General features: G+C 69.7%; 18 protein-coding genes. 6 read left to right on the top strand and 12 right to left on the bottom strand.

Annotated features, from left to right (window positions below):
- Positions 1-83 precede the first annotated feature (83 nt).
- The 6 genes from ACNYS0_RS19395 to ACNYS0_RS19370 all read right to left on the bottom strand — a co-directional run bounded on the left by ACNYS0_RS19395 (position 84) and on the right by ACNYS0_RS19370 (position 7,183).
- Complete coding sequence (locus ACNYS0_RS19395; protein WP_422482726.1) at positions 84-1,568, bottom strand: type IV secretory system conjugative DNA transfer family protein; 1,485 nt, start codon at positions 1,566-1,568, stop codon at positions 84-86.
- Positions 1,569-1,587: 19 nt separating this feature from the next.
- Complete coding sequence (locus ACNYS0_RS19390) at positions 1,588-3,000, bottom strand: ATP-binding protein (protein ID WP_422475282.1); 1,413 nt, start codon at positions 2,998-3,000, stop codon at positions 1,588-1,590.
- A 60-nt stretch (positions 3,001-3,060) separates the two neighbouring features.
- Complete coding sequence (locus tag ACNYS0_RS19385) at positions 3,061-4,620, bottom strand: SCO6880 family protein (protein WP_422475280.1); 1,560 nt, start codon at positions 4,618-4,620, stop codon at positions 3,061-3,063.
- A complete protein-coding gene (locus ACNYS0_RS19380) occupies positions 4,617-5,969 on the bottom strand; it encodes a hypothetical protein (protein ID WP_422475278.1) in 1,353 nt (450 codons plus the stop codon). The genes ACNYS0_RS19385 and ACNYS0_RS19380 overlap by 4 nt, the downstream gene beginning before the upstream one ends.
- Complete coding sequence (locus tag ACNYS0_RS19375) at positions 5,959-6,756, bottom strand: DUF8175 domain-containg protein (protein WP_422475276.1); 798 nt, start codon at positions 6,754-6,756, stop codon at positions 5,959-5,961. The genes ACNYS0_RS19380 and ACNYS0_RS19375 overlap by 11 nt, the downstream gene beginning before the upstream one ends.
- Before the next feature lie 118 nt (positions 6,757-6,874).
- Positions 6,875-7,183 (bottom strand): hypothetical protein, encoded by a 309-nt coding sequence (locus tag ACNYS0_RS19370; protein WP_327662290.1) that lies wholly within the window; start codon positions 7,181-7,183, stop codon positions 6,875-6,877.
- 340 nt (positions 7,184-7,523) lie between these two features.
- Here ACNYS0_RS19370 and ACNYS0_RS19365 point away from each other — a divergent pair, with 340 nt between their 5' ends.
- Positions 7,524-8,540, top strand: a complete 1,017-nt coding sequence (locus ACNYS0_RS19365; RefSeq protein WP_422475274.1) for a C40 family peptidase — start codon at positions 7,524-7,526, stop codon at positions 8,538-8,540.
- 197 nt (positions 8,541-8,737) lie between these two features.
- Entirely contained in the window at positions 8,738-9,463 is a 726-nt protein-coding gene (locus ACNYS0_RS19360; protein ID WP_422475272.1) for a phosphatase PAP2 family protein, read from the top strand.
- A gap of 84 nt (positions 9,464-9,547) precedes the next feature.
- On the opposite strand, the gene ACNYS0_RS19355 is transcribed toward ACNYS0_RS19360, so the two are convergent.
- Both ACNYS0_RS19355 and ACNYS0_RS19350 read right to left on the bottom strand, forming a co-directional pair.
- On the bottom strand, positions 9,548-11,146 hold the full coding sequence (locus tag ACNYS0_RS19355; protein WP_422475270.1) for an FAD-binding oxidoreductase: 1,599 nt from the start codon (positions 11,144-11,146) through the stop codon (positions 9,548-9,550).
- A gap of 70 nt (positions 11,147-11,216) precedes the next feature.
- Entirely contained in the window at positions 11,217-11,378 is a 162-nt protein-coding gene (locus tag ACNYS0_RS19350) for a hypothetical protein (protein WP_422475268.1), read from the bottom strand.
- A 118-nt stretch (positions 11,379-11,496) separates the two neighbouring features.
- Here ACNYS0_RS19350 and ACNYS0_RS19345 point away from each other — a divergent pair, with 118 nt between their 5' ends.
- On the top strand, positions 11,497-12,342 hold the full coding sequence (locus ACNYS0_RS19345; protein WP_422475266.1) for an SCO4651 family lipoprotein: 846 nt from the start codon (positions 11,497-11,499) through the stop codon (positions 12,340-12,342).
- Between the two features lie 204 nt (positions 12,343-12,546).
- Positions 12,547-12,735: a hypothetical protein gene (locus ACNYS0_RS19340; protein WP_422408569.1), complete on the top strand. Its 189-nt coding sequence runs from the start codon at positions 12,547-12,549 to the stop codon at positions 12,733-12,735.
- An 82-nt stretch (positions 12,736-12,817) separates the two neighbouring features.
- Here ACNYS0_RS19340 and ACNYS0_RS19335 read toward each other — a convergent pair whose 3' ends face one another.
- Complete coding sequence (locus tag ACNYS0_RS19335) at positions 12,818-13,177, bottom strand: metal-sensitive transcriptional regulator (RefSeq protein ID WP_385766221.1); 360 nt, start codon at positions 13,175-13,177, stop codon at positions 12,818-12,820.
- A gap of 206 nt (positions 13,178-13,383) precedes the next feature.
- Here ACNYS0_RS19335 and ACNYS0_RS19330 point away from each other — a divergent pair, with 206 nt between their 5' ends.
- Together ACNYS0_RS19330 and ACNYS0_RS19325 are read left to right on the top strand one after the other, a co-directional pair.
- Entirely contained in the window at positions 13,384-14,004 is a 621-nt protein-coding gene (locus ACNYS0_RS19330) for a DUF47 domain-containing protein (protein WP_266712456.1), read from the top strand.
- 7 nt (positions 14,005-14,011) lie between these two features.
- Positions 14,012-15,010 (top strand): inorganic phosphate transporter, encoded by a 999-nt coding sequence (locus ACNYS0_RS19325; RefSeq protein ID WP_422475264.1) that lies wholly within the window; start codon positions 14,012-14,014, stop codon positions 15,008-15,010.
- A gap of 179 nt (positions 15,011-15,189) precedes the next feature.
- On the opposite strand, the gene pstB is transcribed toward ACNYS0_RS19325, so the two are convergent.
- The 3 genes from pstB to pstC are packed head-to-tail and all read right to left on the bottom strand — an operon-like array spanning position 15,190 to position 18,103.
- Complete coding sequence (gene pstB / locus ACNYS0_RS19320) at positions 15,190-15,966, bottom strand: phosphate ABC transporter ATP-binding protein PstB (protein ID WP_422408571.1); 777 nt, start codon at positions 15,964-15,966, stop codon at positions 15,190-15,192.
- A gap of 47 nt (positions 15,967-16,013) precedes the next feature.
- Entirely contained in the window at positions 16,014-17,096 is a 1,083-nt protein-coding gene (gene pstA / locus ACNYS0_RS19315; RefSeq protein WP_422475263.1) for a phosphate ABC transporter permease PstA, read from the bottom strand.
- The gene (gene pstC, locus ACNYS0_RS19310; RefSeq protein WP_422475261.1) at positions 17,093-18,103 is read right to left on the bottom strand and encodes a phosphate ABC transporter permease subunit PstC; all 1,011 of its coding nucleotides are present in this window, start codon (positions 18,101-18,103) and stop codon (positions 17,093-17,095) included. Before pstC ends, pstA begins: the two co-directional genes overlap by 4 nt.
- Between the last annotated feature and the right edge of the window lie 6 nt (positions 18,104-18,109).

Here is an 18,109-nt window from a genome sequence, read left to right as displayed (position 1 = left end):
GCGTTGGCAACCGACGACAACGCCGCAGATGCGCGTGCCAGGGCCCGCGACCCCAGCAAGATCCGTCAGAAGGACCCTAGGCCCTAGCCGAGCGGGAGTTCGGCGTCCGGCCAGCGGGTGCGGCCCTGTTCCCTTGACCGGAGCAGGGCCAGGGTGATCAGGCCCCGGTCCGCTCCGGTGGCCAGCAGCTCCGGCAGCTGGGGAAGCGGAGCCACCGCCGCGACGTCGTCGAGGACGAACGTCATTGGTGGGTCGAGCCGGCCGGCAGGTGACCGTTCGGCCACGCGGCGGCCGTGCTCGACCACGCTCGAGGCGAGGGCCGTGAGCAGGGGCATCGCGCCGGGCTGCCCCTTCGGGTCCTCGATGGGTTCACCGACCACATACAGCGTGCCCCCTTCGTTCACGAAGGAATCCAGAGTGAGCGCATCCGTTCGGTTGGGCGTGCAGGCCTCACGGATGTGCACCGAGAACAGTGAGGACAGGGCGCGGGCGGTCAACTCCTGAGCCATGTCGCGGCGTTCGGGGTGCGAGGTGAGGGCCGCCTCGAGTTCGCCCGCGGTGCCCGCGGCCGCCTTCGGGTTCGTACGGAGGATGCGTACGGCGTCCTGGACCTGGGTGCCCTGGGCCCAGCGGTGGACGTGGCGGAACGGTTTGCCGTCGACGGCCGCGGCGTGCAGATAGCTGCGCAGCAGGGTGTCGGCGACCTCGGCGAGGGCCGAGTCCAGCTTCGCCGTGGGCCTTATGGGGGCGAGCAGGGCCGTGGCGCGCTGGGCGGCGGTCTCCTTGTCGTTGCAGCCGGCGGCCGGGTTCCAGTGCATGCGGGCGGGGGTGTCGCAGCGGTGGGTGGGGTCGTAGAGGAGGACGGGGCCGAGTTTGGCGCGGGCGTCCTTGGTCTCCGACCAGACCTCCGGTGACGACGTGATCACGAGGACCGGGCCCTCGGCGTCCTGGATGGCCTCCATGGCGAGGGGGTGGCGGTCGGCCGGGGGGCCGAGGTGGACGGGTCCGCGTTGGGCGGGAACGGGTGTGGGTGCGGGTACCGGTTCCGTTGCGGGTACCGGGGTCGCGGCCTCGGGGCTCTGCCCCGGACCCCGCGCCTCAATCGCCGGCGGGGCTTGAAATACCGGCACTTCGCGCTCGACAGCCGGAGGGGCTTGTTTTGCCGACGCCTCCGGTGCGACGCGCTGCTTCCTGACCGCCCGCCACCGGGCGAACGTTCCCGCCACGAAGACCGTGAGGACCACCAGGACCATCAACTGGCCGATGACCAGGCCCCAGACGAGGCCGTAGCCGGAGAGCTCGGCGGCGGGGGTGCCCGGCCAGGCGCCGGGGATGTCGTGCGGGCGGGTGATCAAGGAGCGCAGGGCCAGCGGCGTATGGCCGAACGTCACGCCGGTCGGCCACGCGCCCTTCGCGAAGAGCCCCGCGAGGCCCGTCGCCGTCCACACCAGGATCGTCATGCCCAGCAGAAACGCCAGGATCCCGACCAGCAGCCCGTCGGGCACACCGCCCCGGCCGCGCCCCTCCCGGTAGTCCCGCTCCATCCGGCGCCCCCGCTCGTCCCGCATTCCCGTCATGCCACCGTTCTCACGCCACCGTGGACTCGGAGCCGCCCAGGCGCTGTTCCACGAACGCGGCCGCCCGCTCCTCGGCCTCCAGCTCGGCCGCGTACAGCGCGTCGTCCACGAGCGGCTCGGCGGACGCCTCCGTCATGGCCCGGTCGGTGAAGACCAGGGGGCGTTCGGTCTCGGTGATCAGGTGTTTGACCACCTGGACGTTGCCGTTGACGTCCCAGACGGCGATGCCGGGGGAGAGCGTCGGGATGATCTCGACCGCCCACCGGGGCAGTCCGAGGACCCGGCCCGTGGCTCTCGCCTCGTCCGCCTTCTGGGCGTAGATCGTCCTCGTGGACGCCATCTTCAGGATCGCCGCCGCTTCCTTGGCGGCCGCGCCGTCGACCACGTCGCTCAGGTGGTGGACGACCGCCACGAAGGACAGGCCGAGGCGGCGTCCGAACTTCAGCAGGCGCTGGAAGAGCTGGGCCACGAAGGGGCTGTTGATGATGTGCCAGGCCTCCTCGACCAGGAAGATGCGCTTCTTCCGGTCGGGGCGGATCCAGGTGTGCTCCAGCCACACGCCCACGATCGCCATCAGGATCGGCATCGCGATCGAGTTCCGGTCGATGTGGGACAGGTCGAAGACGATCAGCGGGGCGTCGAGGTCGATGCCGACGGTCGTCGGGCCGTCGAACATGCCGCGCAGGTCGCCGTCGACGAGCCGGTCGATGACGAGGGCCACGTCGAGACCCCAGGCCCGGACGTCCTCGATGGCCACGTTCATGGCCTCCGCCGACTCCGGTTCCGGGTGGCGGAGCTGCTCGACGATGTCGGTCAGGACCGGCTGCCGCTCCACGACCGTCTCGTTCACGTACGCGTGCGCGACCTTCAGCGCGAAGCCGGAGCGCTCGTCGAGGCCGTGGCCGAGCGCGACTTCGATGATGGTGCGCAGCAGCGCGAGCTGGCCCGTCGTGGTGATCGCCGGGTCGAGCGGGTTGAGCCGGATCCCCATGTCCAGGGCAGCCGTCGGGTCGAGCCGGATGGGAGTTATGCCCAGCTCCTCGGCGATGAGGTTCCATTCGCCGACGCCGTCCTCGCCCTGTGCGTCGAGGACGACGACCTGGCGGTCCTTGAACCTCAACTGCCGCAGTACGTACGTCTTCTCCAGCGCCGACTTGCCGTTGCCGGACTCGCCGAGGACGAGCCAGTGGGGGGCCGGGAGCTGCTGACCGTAGAGCTGGAAGGGGTCGTAGATGTAGCCCTTGCCGGAGTACACCTCACGCCCGATGATCACGCCGGAGTCGCCGAGGCCGGGCGCGGCCGTCGGCAGATAGACGGCCTGCGCCTGCCCCGTCGACGTACGCACCGGAAGCCGGGTCGTCTCCACCTTCCCGAACAGGAACGCGGTGAAGGCATCGGTGAGAGCGGACAGCGGATCCCGCATAGTGCAGCGCCTACCTTCCGGCCGTGTCGGCGGACATCAGGAACATCGGGACCATCGGGGTCATCGGCGGATGCCGGTGGCGAACGGCAGGGTGTTCACGAACGCCCGGTGGTGCTCGCGGTCGCACCACTCCAGCTTCAGGTACGACTTGCCCGCCGAGGCGCGGATGGTGCGCTTGTCGCGGGCGAGCGCGTCGGGATTGCGGGAGGAGACCGTGATGTAGCCGACGAGATTGACGCCGGCCGCGCCGCTCGCCAGGTCCTCGCCGCGCTGGTCGAGGCGGCCGTGGGCGGCGATGTCGCGGGGGTCGACGGTCCGGTTCATCTTGGCGGCGCGGGACGCCTCCGCCTCGTCGTTCGTCTTCTCGGTCAGCATCCGCTCGATGGCGATCTCGGTGGGTTCGAGGTCCATCGTCACGGCGACGGTCCGGATGACGTCCGGGGTGTGGACGAGGAGAGGGGCCAGGAAGTTCACGCCCACCGGCGTCATCGGCCACTCCTTCACCCACGCCGTGGCGTGGCACCAGGGCGCGCGCGTCGCCGACTCGCGCGTCTTGGCCTGGAGGTACGTCGGCTCCATGGCGTCCAGCTCGGCCGGCCAGGCGTTCCGCTTCGACATCGCCTGGATGTGGTCGATGGGGTGGTCGGGGTCGTACATGGAGTGGATGAGGGAGGCGAGACGGCCCTGGCCGAGCGGCTGTCGCACGCGGATGTCCGCCTCCTGCAACCGCGAGCAGATGTCGGTGAGTTCGCGCGCCATGACGACGGCGAGCCCGGCGTCCCTGTCGACCTTCTTGCCGCCCTTGGGGCGGGTGGCGCGGGCCATCGCGTTGGCCTCGGCGGCCAGGTCGCGGGTGTAGTGCATGCAGGCCACGAGGTACGCGCGGTGCTGCTCACTGCTCGTCGACACCATCGACTGGAGCTGGTCGTACGACTTCTGGAGCCAGCCCAGCGAGCGGTCGTCGCCGCGCACGGCGACGTCCTTGGCATGCGCGTCGGGGTCGGCGGGGAGGGTGCGGGCCAGCATCTGGAGCCGGGTCACGAACCCGTCGCCGTTCGCGACGTGCTTGAGCAGCGTCCCGAACCGGTCGACGAGCGCCTCCTGGTCCTCCGAGTCGCGCAGGCCCACGCCGGGACCCTCGATCTCGATGGCGGCGGTGACGGTGCGCCGGTCCGCGTGCAGCAGCACCGCGATCTCGTCGGGCCCGAACGGCGCGGCCAGCCACGTGAGTCTGCCGATGCCGGGGGGCGGGCCGATCTCGACCTCACGCCCGTCGAGCCGGGTGCCGGCCTCCATGGTGGAGGAACGGTAGGCGGTGCCGCGCTTGAGGGAGCGCTTGTAACTGCGGTTGATCTCGAACCACTTGTAGAAGGTGCGGCCCTTGTACGGGACGTAGACCGCGGCCAGCCCGAGCATCGGGAAGCCGGTGAGCAGCACGATGCGCAGCGACAGCACGGGGACGAGCAGTCCGCACATCATGCCGAGGAACGCGCCCACGACGATCATCGCGATCTCGCCGGACTCACGGTTCTTGCCGACGATCGCGTTCGGCCGGGCTCGGCCGATCAGATATGTACGGCGGGGCGTGACCGGAGGGGACACGTGGGACTGGGTCGTCAACGCCCTGCACCTCCTTGCCAGTTGCCGTTCTTGCCGGTGGTACCGCTGTTGCTCCCGCGGTCATTGCTCGCGTGCGGGGTCTTCGACGGGCTCGTACGGGGCGGGGGTGCGGCGGAGGGGACAGTTCCGCCGCCTCCCCCTGATGCGGCCGGGCGCGAGCTGTGCGCGGCCACGCCGCCGGACGCGGGATTGGCGGGACGGGCCTGGGATGCTCCGCCCCCGCCCGAACCCCCGCCGTCCTGACGGCTGCTGTGGGTCTTGATGCCCTGCGAGACGAGCGCGGCGGGCGAGGACATGACGGCGGCCGCCTTGCCCTCGGCGCCCTGCATGAGCCGGTTCTTGCGCACGTTGGCCATCTCGTCGCCGAAGCCGGGCACGAAGCGGTAGATCATGCCGCTCGCGAAGATGGCGAGCAGCACGATGGCGAGGCCGGAGACGACCGCGGAGAGGGAGTCGGGGCTCTTGCCGCCGCTGGACAGCGCGCCGGCGAGACCCAGCACGATCACGATGACCGGCTTCACGAGGATGACCGCGATCATGATGCCGACCCAGCGGCGGACGTGGCCCCACAGGTTCTTGTCCACGAGCCCCGCGTAGACGACGACGCCGAGCAGCGCGCCCACGTAGAGCAGGACGGCGCGCAGATACAGCTCCAGGTAGAGCACGCCCGCCGCGAGGATGGACACGAGCGACACGACGATCAGCATGATCGGCCCGCCGCCGATGTCGTCGCCCTTCTTCAGGGCCTCGGAAAACGTCCCGAAGAACGCGTCCGTCTGATTGCCCGTCGCCTTCGCCAGTACGTCGCTGACCCCGTCGGCGGCCGACACCACCGTGTAGAGGATCAGCGGGGTGAAGGCCGACGCGAGCACGGTGAGCCAGAGGAATCCCACGGCCTCCGTGATCGCGGTCATCAGCGGGACGCCGCGGACGGCGCGCTTGGCGACGGCGAGCAGCCACAGCACGAGGGTGAGGATCGTCGACGCGGCGAACACCACGGCGTACTGCTGGAGGAATTTGGGGTTGGTGAAGTCGACGTTGGCCGTCTTCTGCACGGCGTCGCTGAGCTGGTCGACGGTCCACGAGGCGGCTTCGGCGCAGCCCTTGGCGAGGCTGGACAGGGGGTCGAGCGGGTTGGAGACGTCGGGCGTCCCGCCACCACCTCCGGTGGCGCCGGACTTCTTGTCGCCGCGTTCGCAATAGTCCTTGGCGCGCCCGACGATCAGGTCGCAGGGGTTGCTGGACGGCTCGGGTGCGGCGAACGCACGGGTGGCCGTCAGGACGGCCGCGGCCTGTACGGCCGTGACGAGACCGGTGAGCTTGAGCGCACGGCGTGGGTTACCGGGCATACGAGAACCCTCCGTACTCCTCGATGGCCTTGCTGATGTCGTCGGAGTTGGAGGCGCGGTCGTCGCCGGGGACAGGCGTGGGACCGTTCTTCTGCGAGTCGGAGGTGATCTTCCAGTCGCCGTCGGTCCACTGCAACTGGAAGGTCCACGTCTGCCACGACGTGGCGACCGGGTTGGTCGAGCGCGTGCCGGAGATGCCGAGGAGCCCCATGTACCAGACCGACACCTTGGCGGTGTCGTCCTCGTACCGGAGCGTCTTGGTGCCGATCGGAATGGTGCGGGAGACGAAGGTGCTGCCCTTGGGCGCGTTCCCGTCCGCGTCGAGGCCCAGCTTGGTCAGGAACTCCGTGGAGTACGCCTCGTCCATCGGGCCCTTGAGCTTGGCGGCCGCCGCGGACGTGTAGAGCTCGTCCACGATTCCGTGCCGCCGGTCGGCGTTGAACATGCCGTCGCCCCCGAGCCGCACCGCATAGTTCGCGGCAGCCGATTGCGCGCCCTGTTCGTCGTGGGCGAAGCCGGATGCGACCGGTTTCGTCCCGGAGGGAGCCGTGGGGGCCGCCGCCGGCTTCGTGCCGGAGGAATCGGACCCGGACCCGCCGGAGGCGTCCCCGCCGCGGTTCGCGAACGCGATCGCCGCGATGAGCAGCACCACGACGCCGACCACGGTCACCAGTGACCGGGACGGCGACCGCCCCGGTCTGCGGGCGCCGGAGCTCTCCGGGAGCCGCGTCCGGGTCTGCCCGGAACCCCCGTAGAGCTCGTCGTCCTGTGGACCGTCAGGACTCATTGCGCGCACGCCCCCTCAACCTTTCGCCGAACCACCGCATACGACGGTAGCCGTGCTGGTTTCCGCGCGGGCGCGGTGTGGTGACTCGACATCAGGGAGACGCAACCTCAGCGGGGAGCTAGACGGCCATGCCGTACACGATGGTGAACAGCGTGCCTAGTGAGCCGATGATGAACACCCCGGTCAGGCCCGCGATGATGAGGCCCTTGCCTTGTTCGGCGCTGAAGGTGTCGCGCAGGGCCGTGGCCCCGATCCGTTGCTTGGCGGCGCCCCAGATCGCGATGCCGAGGCACAGCAGGATGGCGACCGCCATCACGACCTCGATCATCACGCGTGCCTCGTTGCCCAGGCTCCCGAACGGGCCCCAGTCCGGGGCGATCCCGCCGATGATGGTGGAGATGTCGCCCTTTTCGGCTGCCAGCAGCATGTGTAACTCACCGCCCCATGTGGGTAGTTCTGTCGCCTCTGACGCAGCGCAGAGGTCAGACCCATTCTTGCCCAGATTGGCTCCGATGCCTGCACACTTGGCGCCATTCCTTGGCCGAGTTCCTACGGTCCCATGCCTGAGGGACCGCCCGGGAGGGACGGTTCCGGATGCGAAGGAACGTACGGTTACTCTGTGTATCATGCCTGGTCACGCCGGGCAATGAAGGCTGGTCGCGGATAGTTCGGCACAGTCGCCGACGGGGTGGCCCGCCCGCCCGTAAACTGAGCGCTCGTGTGTCCGGCCGCGGGTCGTGCCCGGACTCCCCCGTGGCGAAGGGCGGTTGACGGTGCGTAAGGCGTGGATGCTCGCGGGCTCGGCCGCCGCCGGGGGGACGGCGTTCGTGGCACTGCTCGTCTTCGGGACGTACATGGCGGCGGGGAGCCTGAGCAGCGGGGTCGGCAAGGGGGCCGTGGGGCTCGCGAAGGGGGCCGTGCCCGCCGCGTATCAGCCACTCGTACAGAAGTGGGGCAATCTGTGCCCCGCCATCAACCCGGCGCTGCTCGCGGCGCAGCTGTACCAGGAGAGCGGGTTCAATCCGAAGGCGACGTCGCCGGCGAAGGCCTACGGCATCGCGCAGTTCATCAGCGGGACCTGGGCCGCGCACGGCGTCGACGGGGACGGTGACGGGGACAAGGACATCTGGGACCCGAACGACGCGATCCCGTCCGCCGCCTCGTACGACTGCAAGCTCGCCTCGTACGTGAAGGACGCGCCGGGCGACAAGACGAAGAACATGCTCGCCGCCTACAACGCGGGCTCCTACGCCGTCATCAAGTACGGCGGCGTCCCGCCGTACCGCGAGACGCAGAACTACGTGAAGGTCATCACGACGCTCGAGAAGTCCTTCGCGAAGCCCGTCGGGCGCGTGCAGCCCTCGCAGCAGGCGGCGGCGGCCATCTACTTCGCGCAGAAGAAGCTCGGCACCCCTTACCTGTGGGGCGGGAATGGCACGGCGGACCAAGATGGCCGATTTGATTGCTCGGGGCTGACCAAGGCCGCGTACGAGACGGTGGACATCGAGCTGCCGCGCGTGGCCAACGATCAGTACAACGCGGGGCCGCATCCGAAGCGGGACGAGCTGCTTCCCGGGGACCTCGTGTTCTTCTCCAAGGACCTCGGCAACAGCCGTGCCATTCACCACGTGGGCCTTTACGTGGGCGGCGGGTACATGATCGACGCGCCGCGGACCGGCGCCGTCATCCGCTTCGACCCCATCGACACCGCCGAGTACTTCGGCGCGACCCGGGTCACGGAGGACGGCGCGAAGGCGCTGCCGAGCGGATCGCCGGAGGTCTGAGTCCGGCGCTCCGGCCGCCGGGTTGGCTGGAACTCTCTGTTAGGTCATGGCCCTGAGCTGCGGGTTTGTGTTTCTCTTCGATAACGTCTGGGTGATCGTTCGGTGGATTGCGGAACGTAGAGGGTGGGACCGTGCGTTCCTCTACCTGAATCGAAAACAACCACGGGGGTGGCTGAAGACGAAGGGGCCGCTGAACTATGGCTGGACTCGTGGCACTCGAAGCGCCCGGGACATCCGGATCCAACCCCGACGTCACGCTGCTCTACGACATCAACGGCCTGGCCGATGACGCTCCGCGCTGGTTCGACCGGACCATGGAGTTCGTCGGCGAGTACGGGATCCTGATCGCGCTCGTGCTCGTCGTGCTGTGCTGCTGGTGGGGCGCGAGGAAGCGCGGAGCGCTCGACGACGCGGCGTCCGCCGTGGCCGCCGTGGTGTGGGCGCCGCTCGCCGCCGGTGTCGCCGTCCTCGTGAACGTGCCGATCCGGTCCTTCGTCGAGCGGCCGCGGCCCTTCATGGACCACGACGGACTCGAGGTCCTGGTCAAGGGCAAGACCGACTTCTCGTTCGTCAGCGACCACGCGACGCTCGCGATGGCCATCGGGGCGGCGCTCTTCATCGCCCACCGCAAGCTCGGGCTCGCCGCCATAGGGCTCGCCGTGCTCGAAGGGTTCTGCCGGGTCTTCATGGGCGTGCACTACCCGACGGACGTCGTCGGCGGGTTCGCGCTCGGCACGGCCGTCGCGCTGCTCCTCTCGCCGCTCGCCTCGGCGCTGCTCACGCCGCTGACGCGGGCGATCGGGCGGGCGTCCGGCCGGGTGTCCCGGCTCGTGTGGGCGCCCGGCGCGGTGGCGTCGGCGGTGGAGCTCTCCGGCGCCGGCGACCCGGCGGAACAGCCGGAGGAGCGCGACCTCGCGGCGTAGCCGCTGTAAATCAAGCCCCGCCGGCGATTGAGGCGCGGGGTCCGGGGCAGAGCCCCGTGGCGTGGGCCCGGTGCGGGCCTCCAGCTACAGCGCCTGCGGGAACGTGAAGAAGCCCGACGGATCGTACTGGCGCTTCACCTTGGCCAGCCGAGGCGCCGCAGGCCCGTAGTACGCCTGCTTCCAGTTCTTCAGGGCCGGGTCCGCGTAGTTCTGGTACGCCGCGCCCGATGCGTACGGGCGCATCGACCTGTGGGCCGAGGCCAGCCAGTCGCGGGCCGCCGAGCCCGACGTGTTCGGCTGCCACGACACGATGTACTGCGCGAGCATCCTGGAGCGGCGGTGCACGAACGCCGTCGCCGTCGGGTCCACGCGGTTGATCGCCCCGCCGAGCGCCGTGAGCGCCACCGAGCCGGCGCCGGACGTCACGTTCTCGAGCTGCTTCAGGAGCGTGCGCGCGCCCGCGTCCGAGAGGTTCCGGTCGAAGAAGTCGGAGGCCGCCGCGTAGGTCTCGCGCTGCAACGCGCCCTGCTCGGAGCGGCCCGGCGCGGCGCCCGGCAGATGGCACTGGGCGTCCTCCTCGAAGGCCGTGCAGCCCGCGTACACCTCCATCGACTCCTCGTACGAACGGCGCTTGAGGGAGACCGAGGTGGCCGGCCCCGGGCCGCCGGGGCCGTCGGCGAGGCGGTCGACCGCGTTCTGGAGCTCGGTGTACGAGCCGAGGGAGAACGCCGCGACCGAGACCGTCGGGTTGCCGCCGCGCGCGCCCGCGATGTGCAGCGAGGACCAGATCTCGTCGGCCTGGTCGGGGCCCCACTTCTGCCAGGCCTTGAGCACCGTCGCCGCCTTCGACCAGGGCCAGCTCATGTACGCGGAGACGGCCTGCGGCGCGGGGTGGGTCTTGAAGCGGAGCTCCGTCACGACGCCGAACTGGCCGTTGCCCGCGCCCCGCAGCGCCCAGAAGAGGTCCTTGTGCGAGCTGGCGTCGGCGGTCAGTTCCTTGCCGTCGGCCGTGACGACCGTGGCCTGCGTCAGGCTGTCGCAGGTGAGGCCGTAGGCCCGCGAGACGACGCCGTGGCCGCCGCCGAGCGTGAGGCCCGAGACGCCGACGGTGGGGCAGGAGCCCGCCGGTATCGTGACGCCCTTGGCCGCCAGCGAGCGGTAGACGTCGATGAGCTTCGCGCCCGCGCCGACCACCGCCTGCGAGCCCGACGCGCGGACGGACTTCATCCGGGAGACGTCGAGTATCAGGTGGCCGTCGCCGGAGGACCAACCTCCGTAGGAGTGGCCGCCGTTGCGTATCGAGAGCGGGACCTTGTGCGCGCGGGCGTACGCGAGGGTCGTGCGGATGTCGTCGGGCCCCGCGACGTACGCGACGGCACGCGGCTTCAACGCGTCGAAGCGGGTGTTGTAGAGCTGGCGGGCCGCCGCCCAGGAGGACTCCCCGGGGCGTACGAGGGAGCCGTCGAGGTCCTTGGCGAGACCGGCCAGGTTCGCCGCGGCCCGCACCGTGCTGGACGCGCTCGCGCTGGTGGAGCGGACCGGGGCGGAGGAGGCGGACGAGGACATGGCGGTCCCGCCCGTGGAGCCGGAACCGGCACCGGATCCCGAGCCGGAGCAGGCGCTCGACGCGCCGCCCGCCATGACTGCCGCGGCCGATGCCGTGATGAACGTGCGGCGTTCCATGCGGTTGTCTCCTTCGGCCACCTGTTCGCTTCCCGAGGTACGAGACGTCATCCGGGAGTCGTGGGTTCCGTCAGGAGTTCGGGCCCGTCGAGCCGAGATGGTCGTCCGCGTCCGAACGGGCCTTGCTCCGGGCCCTCCTGGCCGGTCCCCGCCAGCCGCAGGTGCAGCGGGCCAGACAGAAACGTCCCTGTTCCACGACGGTGGTCGTATGCGCGTGCTGCTGTTGTGCCACGCGGTCACGGTAGCGACTCCATGTAAACCCCCCGTTCGCGTGACGGTCGACCCTACTCGTCGTTAACCCCGACGACAGGGGCCGCACACGCACGGAGAGGCTTGGGGGCGGACCAGCGATGGTGGTGCAGCACGGGAGCGCGGCCGCTTCGGCGCGGGCGGCGGTGGCGGCTGTCGCGGTCGCGTCGGTGGTGGCGGGCGTCGGCGGGTGCGGTGGTGGCGCCGCGGGCGGGGAGCGGAACGCGGACCCGACGCAGACGGTGCGCGGGGCGGCCGACCGGCTGGTCCGCGAGGGCAGTTCACAGGCGCGTACGTCGATGGAGATGGCCAGCGGCGGGACCCGCGTCACCATCCACGGCGAGGGCGTCTACGACTACCGCGAGGGCGTCGGCGAGCTGCGGGTGCGGCTCCCGCAGGACGCGGCGGGCGACGAGGAGCACCGGCCGATCACCGAACTGCTCGCGCCCGGCGCCCTGTACATGAAGAACCGGGGCGCCGGCGTCCCCGCGGACAAGTGGGTCCGCGTCGACGTCACGGCGTTGACGGACGGGAACCTGGTCACCGGCGGCGCCACCGATCCGCTCGCGGCGGCCGAACTGCTGCGCGGCGCGCGGAATGTGACGGAGCGGGGCGAGACCGACATCGCGGGCGTGCGCACCCGGCACTACAAGGGGGACGTGCGGCTGAGCGCCGCCGCGAAGGCCGCCTCCGCGGCGCAGAAGGGGGCGCTCGCGGCGGCGGCGAAAGGGTTCCGCAAGGGGCGGGTGCCGTTCGACGTCTACGTCGACGACGAGGGGCTGATCCGCAAGGTCGTGCACCGGTTCAGCTTCGCGAACGGGCAGCCGTCGAAGGACGTGGCCGTGACGTCGACGACTCTGTACCGGGCGTTCGGGAAGCCGGTGAAGGTGCGGCTTCCCGCCAAGGGGGACATCTTCGCGGGGAAGGTCGCCGAACCCGGACCGTAGGTCCGCCGCCCGGACCGTGGGCCCGCCGCCCGGTCCGCGGCCCGTCGCGTCGCCCCGCTCGTCGTCCTTCTCGTCGCTCGTCCGTAGGCCTGTCGGGGGCCGGAAATGGTTCTTCCGTGCCATGCGCGGGGCGTGAGCCGGTCCCTACTCTAGGAAGTCGGCCATTGCGGCCATCGGCTGTTGGTCACGCGGCAGGAAGAGGTGATGAACGTGGCTCCCGTGGGTGGTACGGCGGTTCAGGACCACGTCGCCCTCGCCGAGATCGAGCTGTGCGGTGAGTTGATCATCGCGGCGTCCGCCGTCTCCGAGGGGCGGCTCAGCGTGGACCGGATCGACGAGGTGCTGCGGGTCGCCGAGGTCTTGCCCGGCGGGCCGGAGGGCGACCGGGACTGAACGGGAAGAACGAAGAGGGTGGGGACGCCGGATCCGGCGTCCCCACCCTCACGTATGGCGCGTGTGGCGCGTGTGCGAAATCTCAGGTGCGCAGCAGGCGCGCGATCGCCTTCGTGGCCTCTTCGACCTTCTCGTCGATCTCGTCCCCGCCCTTGAGGGCGGCGTCGGCGACGCAGTGCCGCAGGTGCTCCTCCAGGAGCTGGAGCGCGAAGGACTGCAAGCCCTTCGTGGAGGCCGACACCTGCGTGAGTATGTCGATGCAGTAGACGTCCTCGTCCACCATCCGTTGCAGGCCGCGGATCTGGCCCTCGATCCGGCGCAGCCGCTTGAGGTGCTCTTCCTTCTGATGGTGGTACCCGTGGATGCCGCGGTCGTGGTCGGTCACGATCTCGGCCTTGTCCGGCACAGCAGGCTTTTCCGTCTGTGTCGCGTCAGTCGTCATCGCGTCCGTCCTCCCGTGGTCGTATACCCCCTGTGGGTATATGGTACCGGATTTCCCTGGGATCGTTCCGGTTCGTCCCGGCTCGAGCGGGCCCAGTGCTGATCACTGTGCCCGATGGGCGACACTGGTGTAACGCCGGTTAGCCGTGGCCGGATGATGCGCCTAGCATCAGCCTGACCGAATCCAAAGCACCCCGAGGACCCCACGTGCGCTTTCGTCTGACCCCCAGGGAGACGAGCTTCTACGACATGTTCGCCGCGTCCGCGGACAACATCGTCACGGGCTCGAAGCTCCTGATGGAACTGCTCGGTGCGGATTCCTCCGCCCGGGCCGAGATCGCGGAGCGGATGCGGGCAGCCGAACACGCCGGTGACGACGCCACCCACGCGATCTTCCACCAGCTCAACTCCTCGTTCATCACGCCGTTCGACCGCGAGGACATCTACAACCTCGCGTCGTCCCTCGACGACATCATGGACTTCATGGAGGAGGCCGTCGACCTGGTCGTCCTGTACCAGGTCGAGGAGCTTCCCAAGGGTGTGGAGCAGCAGATCGAGGTCCTCAGCCGAGCCGCCGAGCTCACCGCCGAGGCCATGCCGAACCTGCGCACCATGGACAACCTCACCGAGTACTGGATCGAGGTCAACCGCCTGGAGAACCAGGCCGACCAGATCCACCGCAAGCTGCTCGCACAGCTCTTCAACGGCAAGTACGACGCCATGGAAGTGCTGAAGCTCAAGCAGATCGTCGATGTGCTGGAAGAGGCGGCCGACGCCTTCGAGCACGTGGCCAACACGGTGGAGACCATCGCCGTGAAGGAGTCCTGACCGGCTCATGGACACCTTCTCCCTGATCGTGACGATCGGCGTCGCGCTTGGATTCACGTATACGAACGGTTTCCACGACTCCGCGAACGCCATTGCCACTTCTGTCTCCACGCGTGCCCTGACGCCCCGTGCGGCGCTCGCCATGGCCGCGGTGATGAACCTCGCCGGTGCCTTCCTCGGCAGCGGTGTCGCCAAGACGGTGAGTGAGGGGATCATCGCGACCCCGGTCGGCGACAAGGGGATGGGAATCCTCTTCGCCGCGCTCGCGGGCGCGATCGTCTGGAACCTCATCACCTGGTACTTCGGGCTTCCCTCGTCCTCCTCGCACGCCCTGTTCGGTGGAATGGTGGGTGCCGCCCTCGCGGGCGGGACCACCGTCTACTGGTCCGGGGTGTGGGAGAAGATCGTCATCCCGATGTTCACCTCGCCCGTGATCGGGCTCGTCGTCGGCTACCTGGTGATGACCCTCATCATGTGGCTGTTCCGGCGCTCCAACCCGCACAAGGCCAAGCGCGGCTTCCGTATCGCGCAGACCGTCTCCGCCGCCGGCATGGCGCTCGGGCACGGTCTCCAGGACGCGCAGAAGACCATGGGCATCGTGGTCATGGCGCTCGTCATCGGCGGCCACGAGTCCTTCGAGGACCCGATTCCGGTCTGGGTCAAGATCGTGTGTGCCGTGATGCTGTCGCTCGGTACGTACGCCGGTGGCTGGCGGATCATGCGCACGCTCGGGCGCAAGATCATCGAGCTGGACCCGCCGCAGGGCTTCGCGGCCGAGACCACGGGTGCGTCGATCATGTTCGGTTCGGCGTTCCTGTTCCACGCGCCGATCTCGACGACGCACGTCATCACCTCGGCGATCATGGGCGTGGGCGCCACGAAGCGCGTGAATGCGGTTCGGTGGGGCGTCGCCAAGAACATCATCCTGGGGTGGTTCATCACGATGCCGGCCGCCGCGCTTGTCGCTGCCGCTGCGTACGGGGTGGTCTGGCTGGCGTTCGGCTAGGTGGCCGGTCCGCCGTGGCTGAGGTCGCGGGGCTCCGCCCCGGGCCCCGCTGCTCAATCGCCGCAGGGGCTTGATCGTGCCCCCGTCACATGAAAGGGCCCGCCCCGAGAGGGGCGGGCCCTTTCTGGTCCCCGTGGTGGCACCGCCATGCAGCACCACGGGGCGTCGGGGGAGTCGGGTCAGCCGAAGCGGCCCGAGATGTAGTCCTCCGTGGCCTGGACGGACGGGTTGGAGAAGATGCGCTCCGTCTCGTCGATCTCGACGAGCTTGCCGGGCTGGCCGACCGCCGCGAGGTTGAAGAACGCGGTGCGGTCCGAGACACGGGCCGCCTGCTGCATGTTGTGCGTCACGATGACGATCGTGAAGCGCTCCTTCAGCTCCCCGATCAGGTCCTCGATCGCGAGGGTGGAGATCGGGTCGAGCGCCGAGCAGGGCTCGTCCATGAGCAGCACGTCCGGCTCGACCGCGATGGCGCGGGCGATGCACAGGCGCTGCTGCTGACCACCGGAGAGGCCCGAGCCGGGCTTGTTCAGGCGGTCCTTGACCTCGTTCCAGAGGTTGGCGCCCTTCAGGGACTTCTCGACGACGTCGGCGAGCTCCGACTTCTTGTACTTGCCGTTGAGCTTCAGGCCCGCCGCCACGTTGTCGAAGATCGACATCGTGGGGAAGGGGTTGGGGCGCTGGAACACCATGCCGACGGTGCGGCGCACGGCCACCGGGTCGATGTGGGAGCCGTACAGGTCCTCGTCGTCCAGGAGCACCTTGCCCTCGACGCGGCCGCCGGGGGTGACCTCGTGCATCCGGTTGAGGGTGCGCAGGAACGTCGACTTGCCGCAGCCGGACGGGCCGATGAAGGCCGTCACCGAACGGGGCTCGACGGTCATCGAGATGTCTTCGATCGCCTTGTGGGCGCTGTAGTAGGCGGTAAGTCCGCTTACGTCGATTCGCTTGGCCATGACTGCTTCACTACTTCCGATACGTCGCTGAGTTGGGGTGGGCCGCGTCAGCGACCGGCCTTCGGGGCCTTCCAGCGGGCTACGCCGCGGGCCGCGAGGTTGAGGATCATGATGAAGGCGATGAGCACCAGGGCCGCGGCCCAGGCGCGGTCGTACGCCGCCTGGCTGCCGCCGCTGCTCGCGTACTGCTGGTAGATGTACAGCGGCAGCGAGGCCTGCGGGCCTTCGAACGGGTTGCCGTTGATCAGCGGGTTGCCGAAGACGAGCAGCAGGACCGGGGCCGTCTCGCCCGCGATACGGGCGATGGCCAGCATCACACCGGTCGTGATGCCGCCGATCGACGTCGGCAGGACGACCTTGAGGATCGTGCGCCACTTCGGTACGCCGAGGGCGAGGGAGGCCTCGCGCAGCTCGTTCGGGACGAGCTTGAGCATCTCCTCGGTGGAGCGGACCACGACCGGGATCATCAGGATGGCCAGGGCCATCGAGCCGGCGAAGCCGGAGAAGCCGAAGCCGAGGATCAGGATCCAGAAGGACAGGATGAACAGGCCGGCGACGATCGACGGGATGCCGGTCATGACATCCACGAAGAACGTGACCGCCTTCGCCAGCTTCCCGCGCCCGTACTCGACCAGGTAGATCGCCGTGAGGATGCCGATCGGCACCGAGATCACGGTGGCGATGCCGACCTGTTCGAGGGTGCCGAGGATGGCGTGGTAGATGCCGCCGCCCGGCTGGTACGAGGTGATGAAGCCCATCGAGTGGGACAGGAAGTACGGGTCCAGGACCTTGATGCCGCGCGCGATCGTCTCGTAGACGAGGGACGCGAGGGGGACCACGGCGAGGATGAAGGCGACCCACACGACGCTGGTCGCGAGGCGGTCCTTGGCCTGCCGGCGGCCCTCGACCTTGGCGGCGAGGCCGTACGAGACGAGGACGAACAGGAGGGCCGCGAGCAGCCCCCACTGGACGCGGCTGGTCAGGCCGGCGCCGAGGCCGATGGCGCAGCCCGCGGCGATCGAACCGACGGCGATGGCCCAGGGGGCCCAGCGGGGCAGGCGCGCGGCGCTCAGCGTGCTCGGCGGCTTCGGCGCGGCCGGCTTCTGGGCGGGAACGGTTGCGTTGCTCATGCGTTGGCCCCCGAGTACTCCTTGCGGCGGGCGATGATCAGGCGGGCCGCGCCGTTGACCAACAGGGTGATGACGAAGAGGACCAGGCCCGAGGCGATGAGGGCGTCGCGGCCCTGGTCGTTGGCCTCGGAGAACTTCGCGGCGATGTTCTGCGCGAAGGTGCCGCCGCCCGGGTCGAGCAGGCTGGTGTGGATCAGGAAGTCCGGGGAGAGGACCGTGGCGACGGCCATCGTCTCGCCGAGCGCGCGGCCGAGGCCCAGCATCGAGGCGGAGATGACGCCGGAGCGGCCGAAGGGGATCACCGACATCCGGATGACCTCCCAGCGGGTCGCGCCGAGCGCGAGGGCCGCCTCCTGGTGCATCTGGGGCGCCTGCCGGAAGACCTCACGGGAGACGTTGGTGATGATCGGCAGGATCATGATGGCCAGCAGGATGCCGACGGTGAGCAGGGTGCGCGGGGCGCCGCCCTGGTAGTCGAGGACCCCGGTCCAGCCGAAGTAGTCGTCGAGCCAGTGGAACAGCCCGGTCATGTGCGGCACGAGGAAGAGCGCGCCCCACAGGCCGTAGACGATCGACGGCACGGCGGCCAGCAGGTCGATGACGTAGGCGATGACGCCGCTCAGCTTCTTCGGCGCGTAGTGCGTCAGGAAGAGCGCGATGCCGACGGCGATGGGCACGGCGATCACCATGGCGATGATCGAGGTGACGATCGTGCCGAAGGCGAGGACGGCGATGCCGAAGACGGGCGGGCTCGCGGTCGCGTTCCACTCGAAGGTCGTGAGGAAGTTGCCCTCGTTCTTCGAGAGGACCAGCGAGGCGCGGTAGGTCAGGAAGACCGCGATCGCGGCCATGATCACCAGGAGCAGGATGCCCGAGCCGCGCGAGAGGCCGAGGAAGATCCGGTCTCCGGGGCGGGTGGCGCCGCGGGCGGCGCGCTTCTGCTCGGCGGGCGAGGGGCGATCGGTGGGCGCCGGTGGGGGCGCCGGTGCTTGCGTGGTTATGTCCATGGGGTT

The organism is Streptomyces anthophorae, assembly GCF_049310305.1.
Lineage (GTDB): Bacteria > Actinomycetota > Actinomycetes > Streptomycetales > Streptomycetaceae > Streptomyces.
Note: the sequence above shows the minus strand (reverse complement) of the source record. Positions and strands in the feature narration are given on the sequence as shown.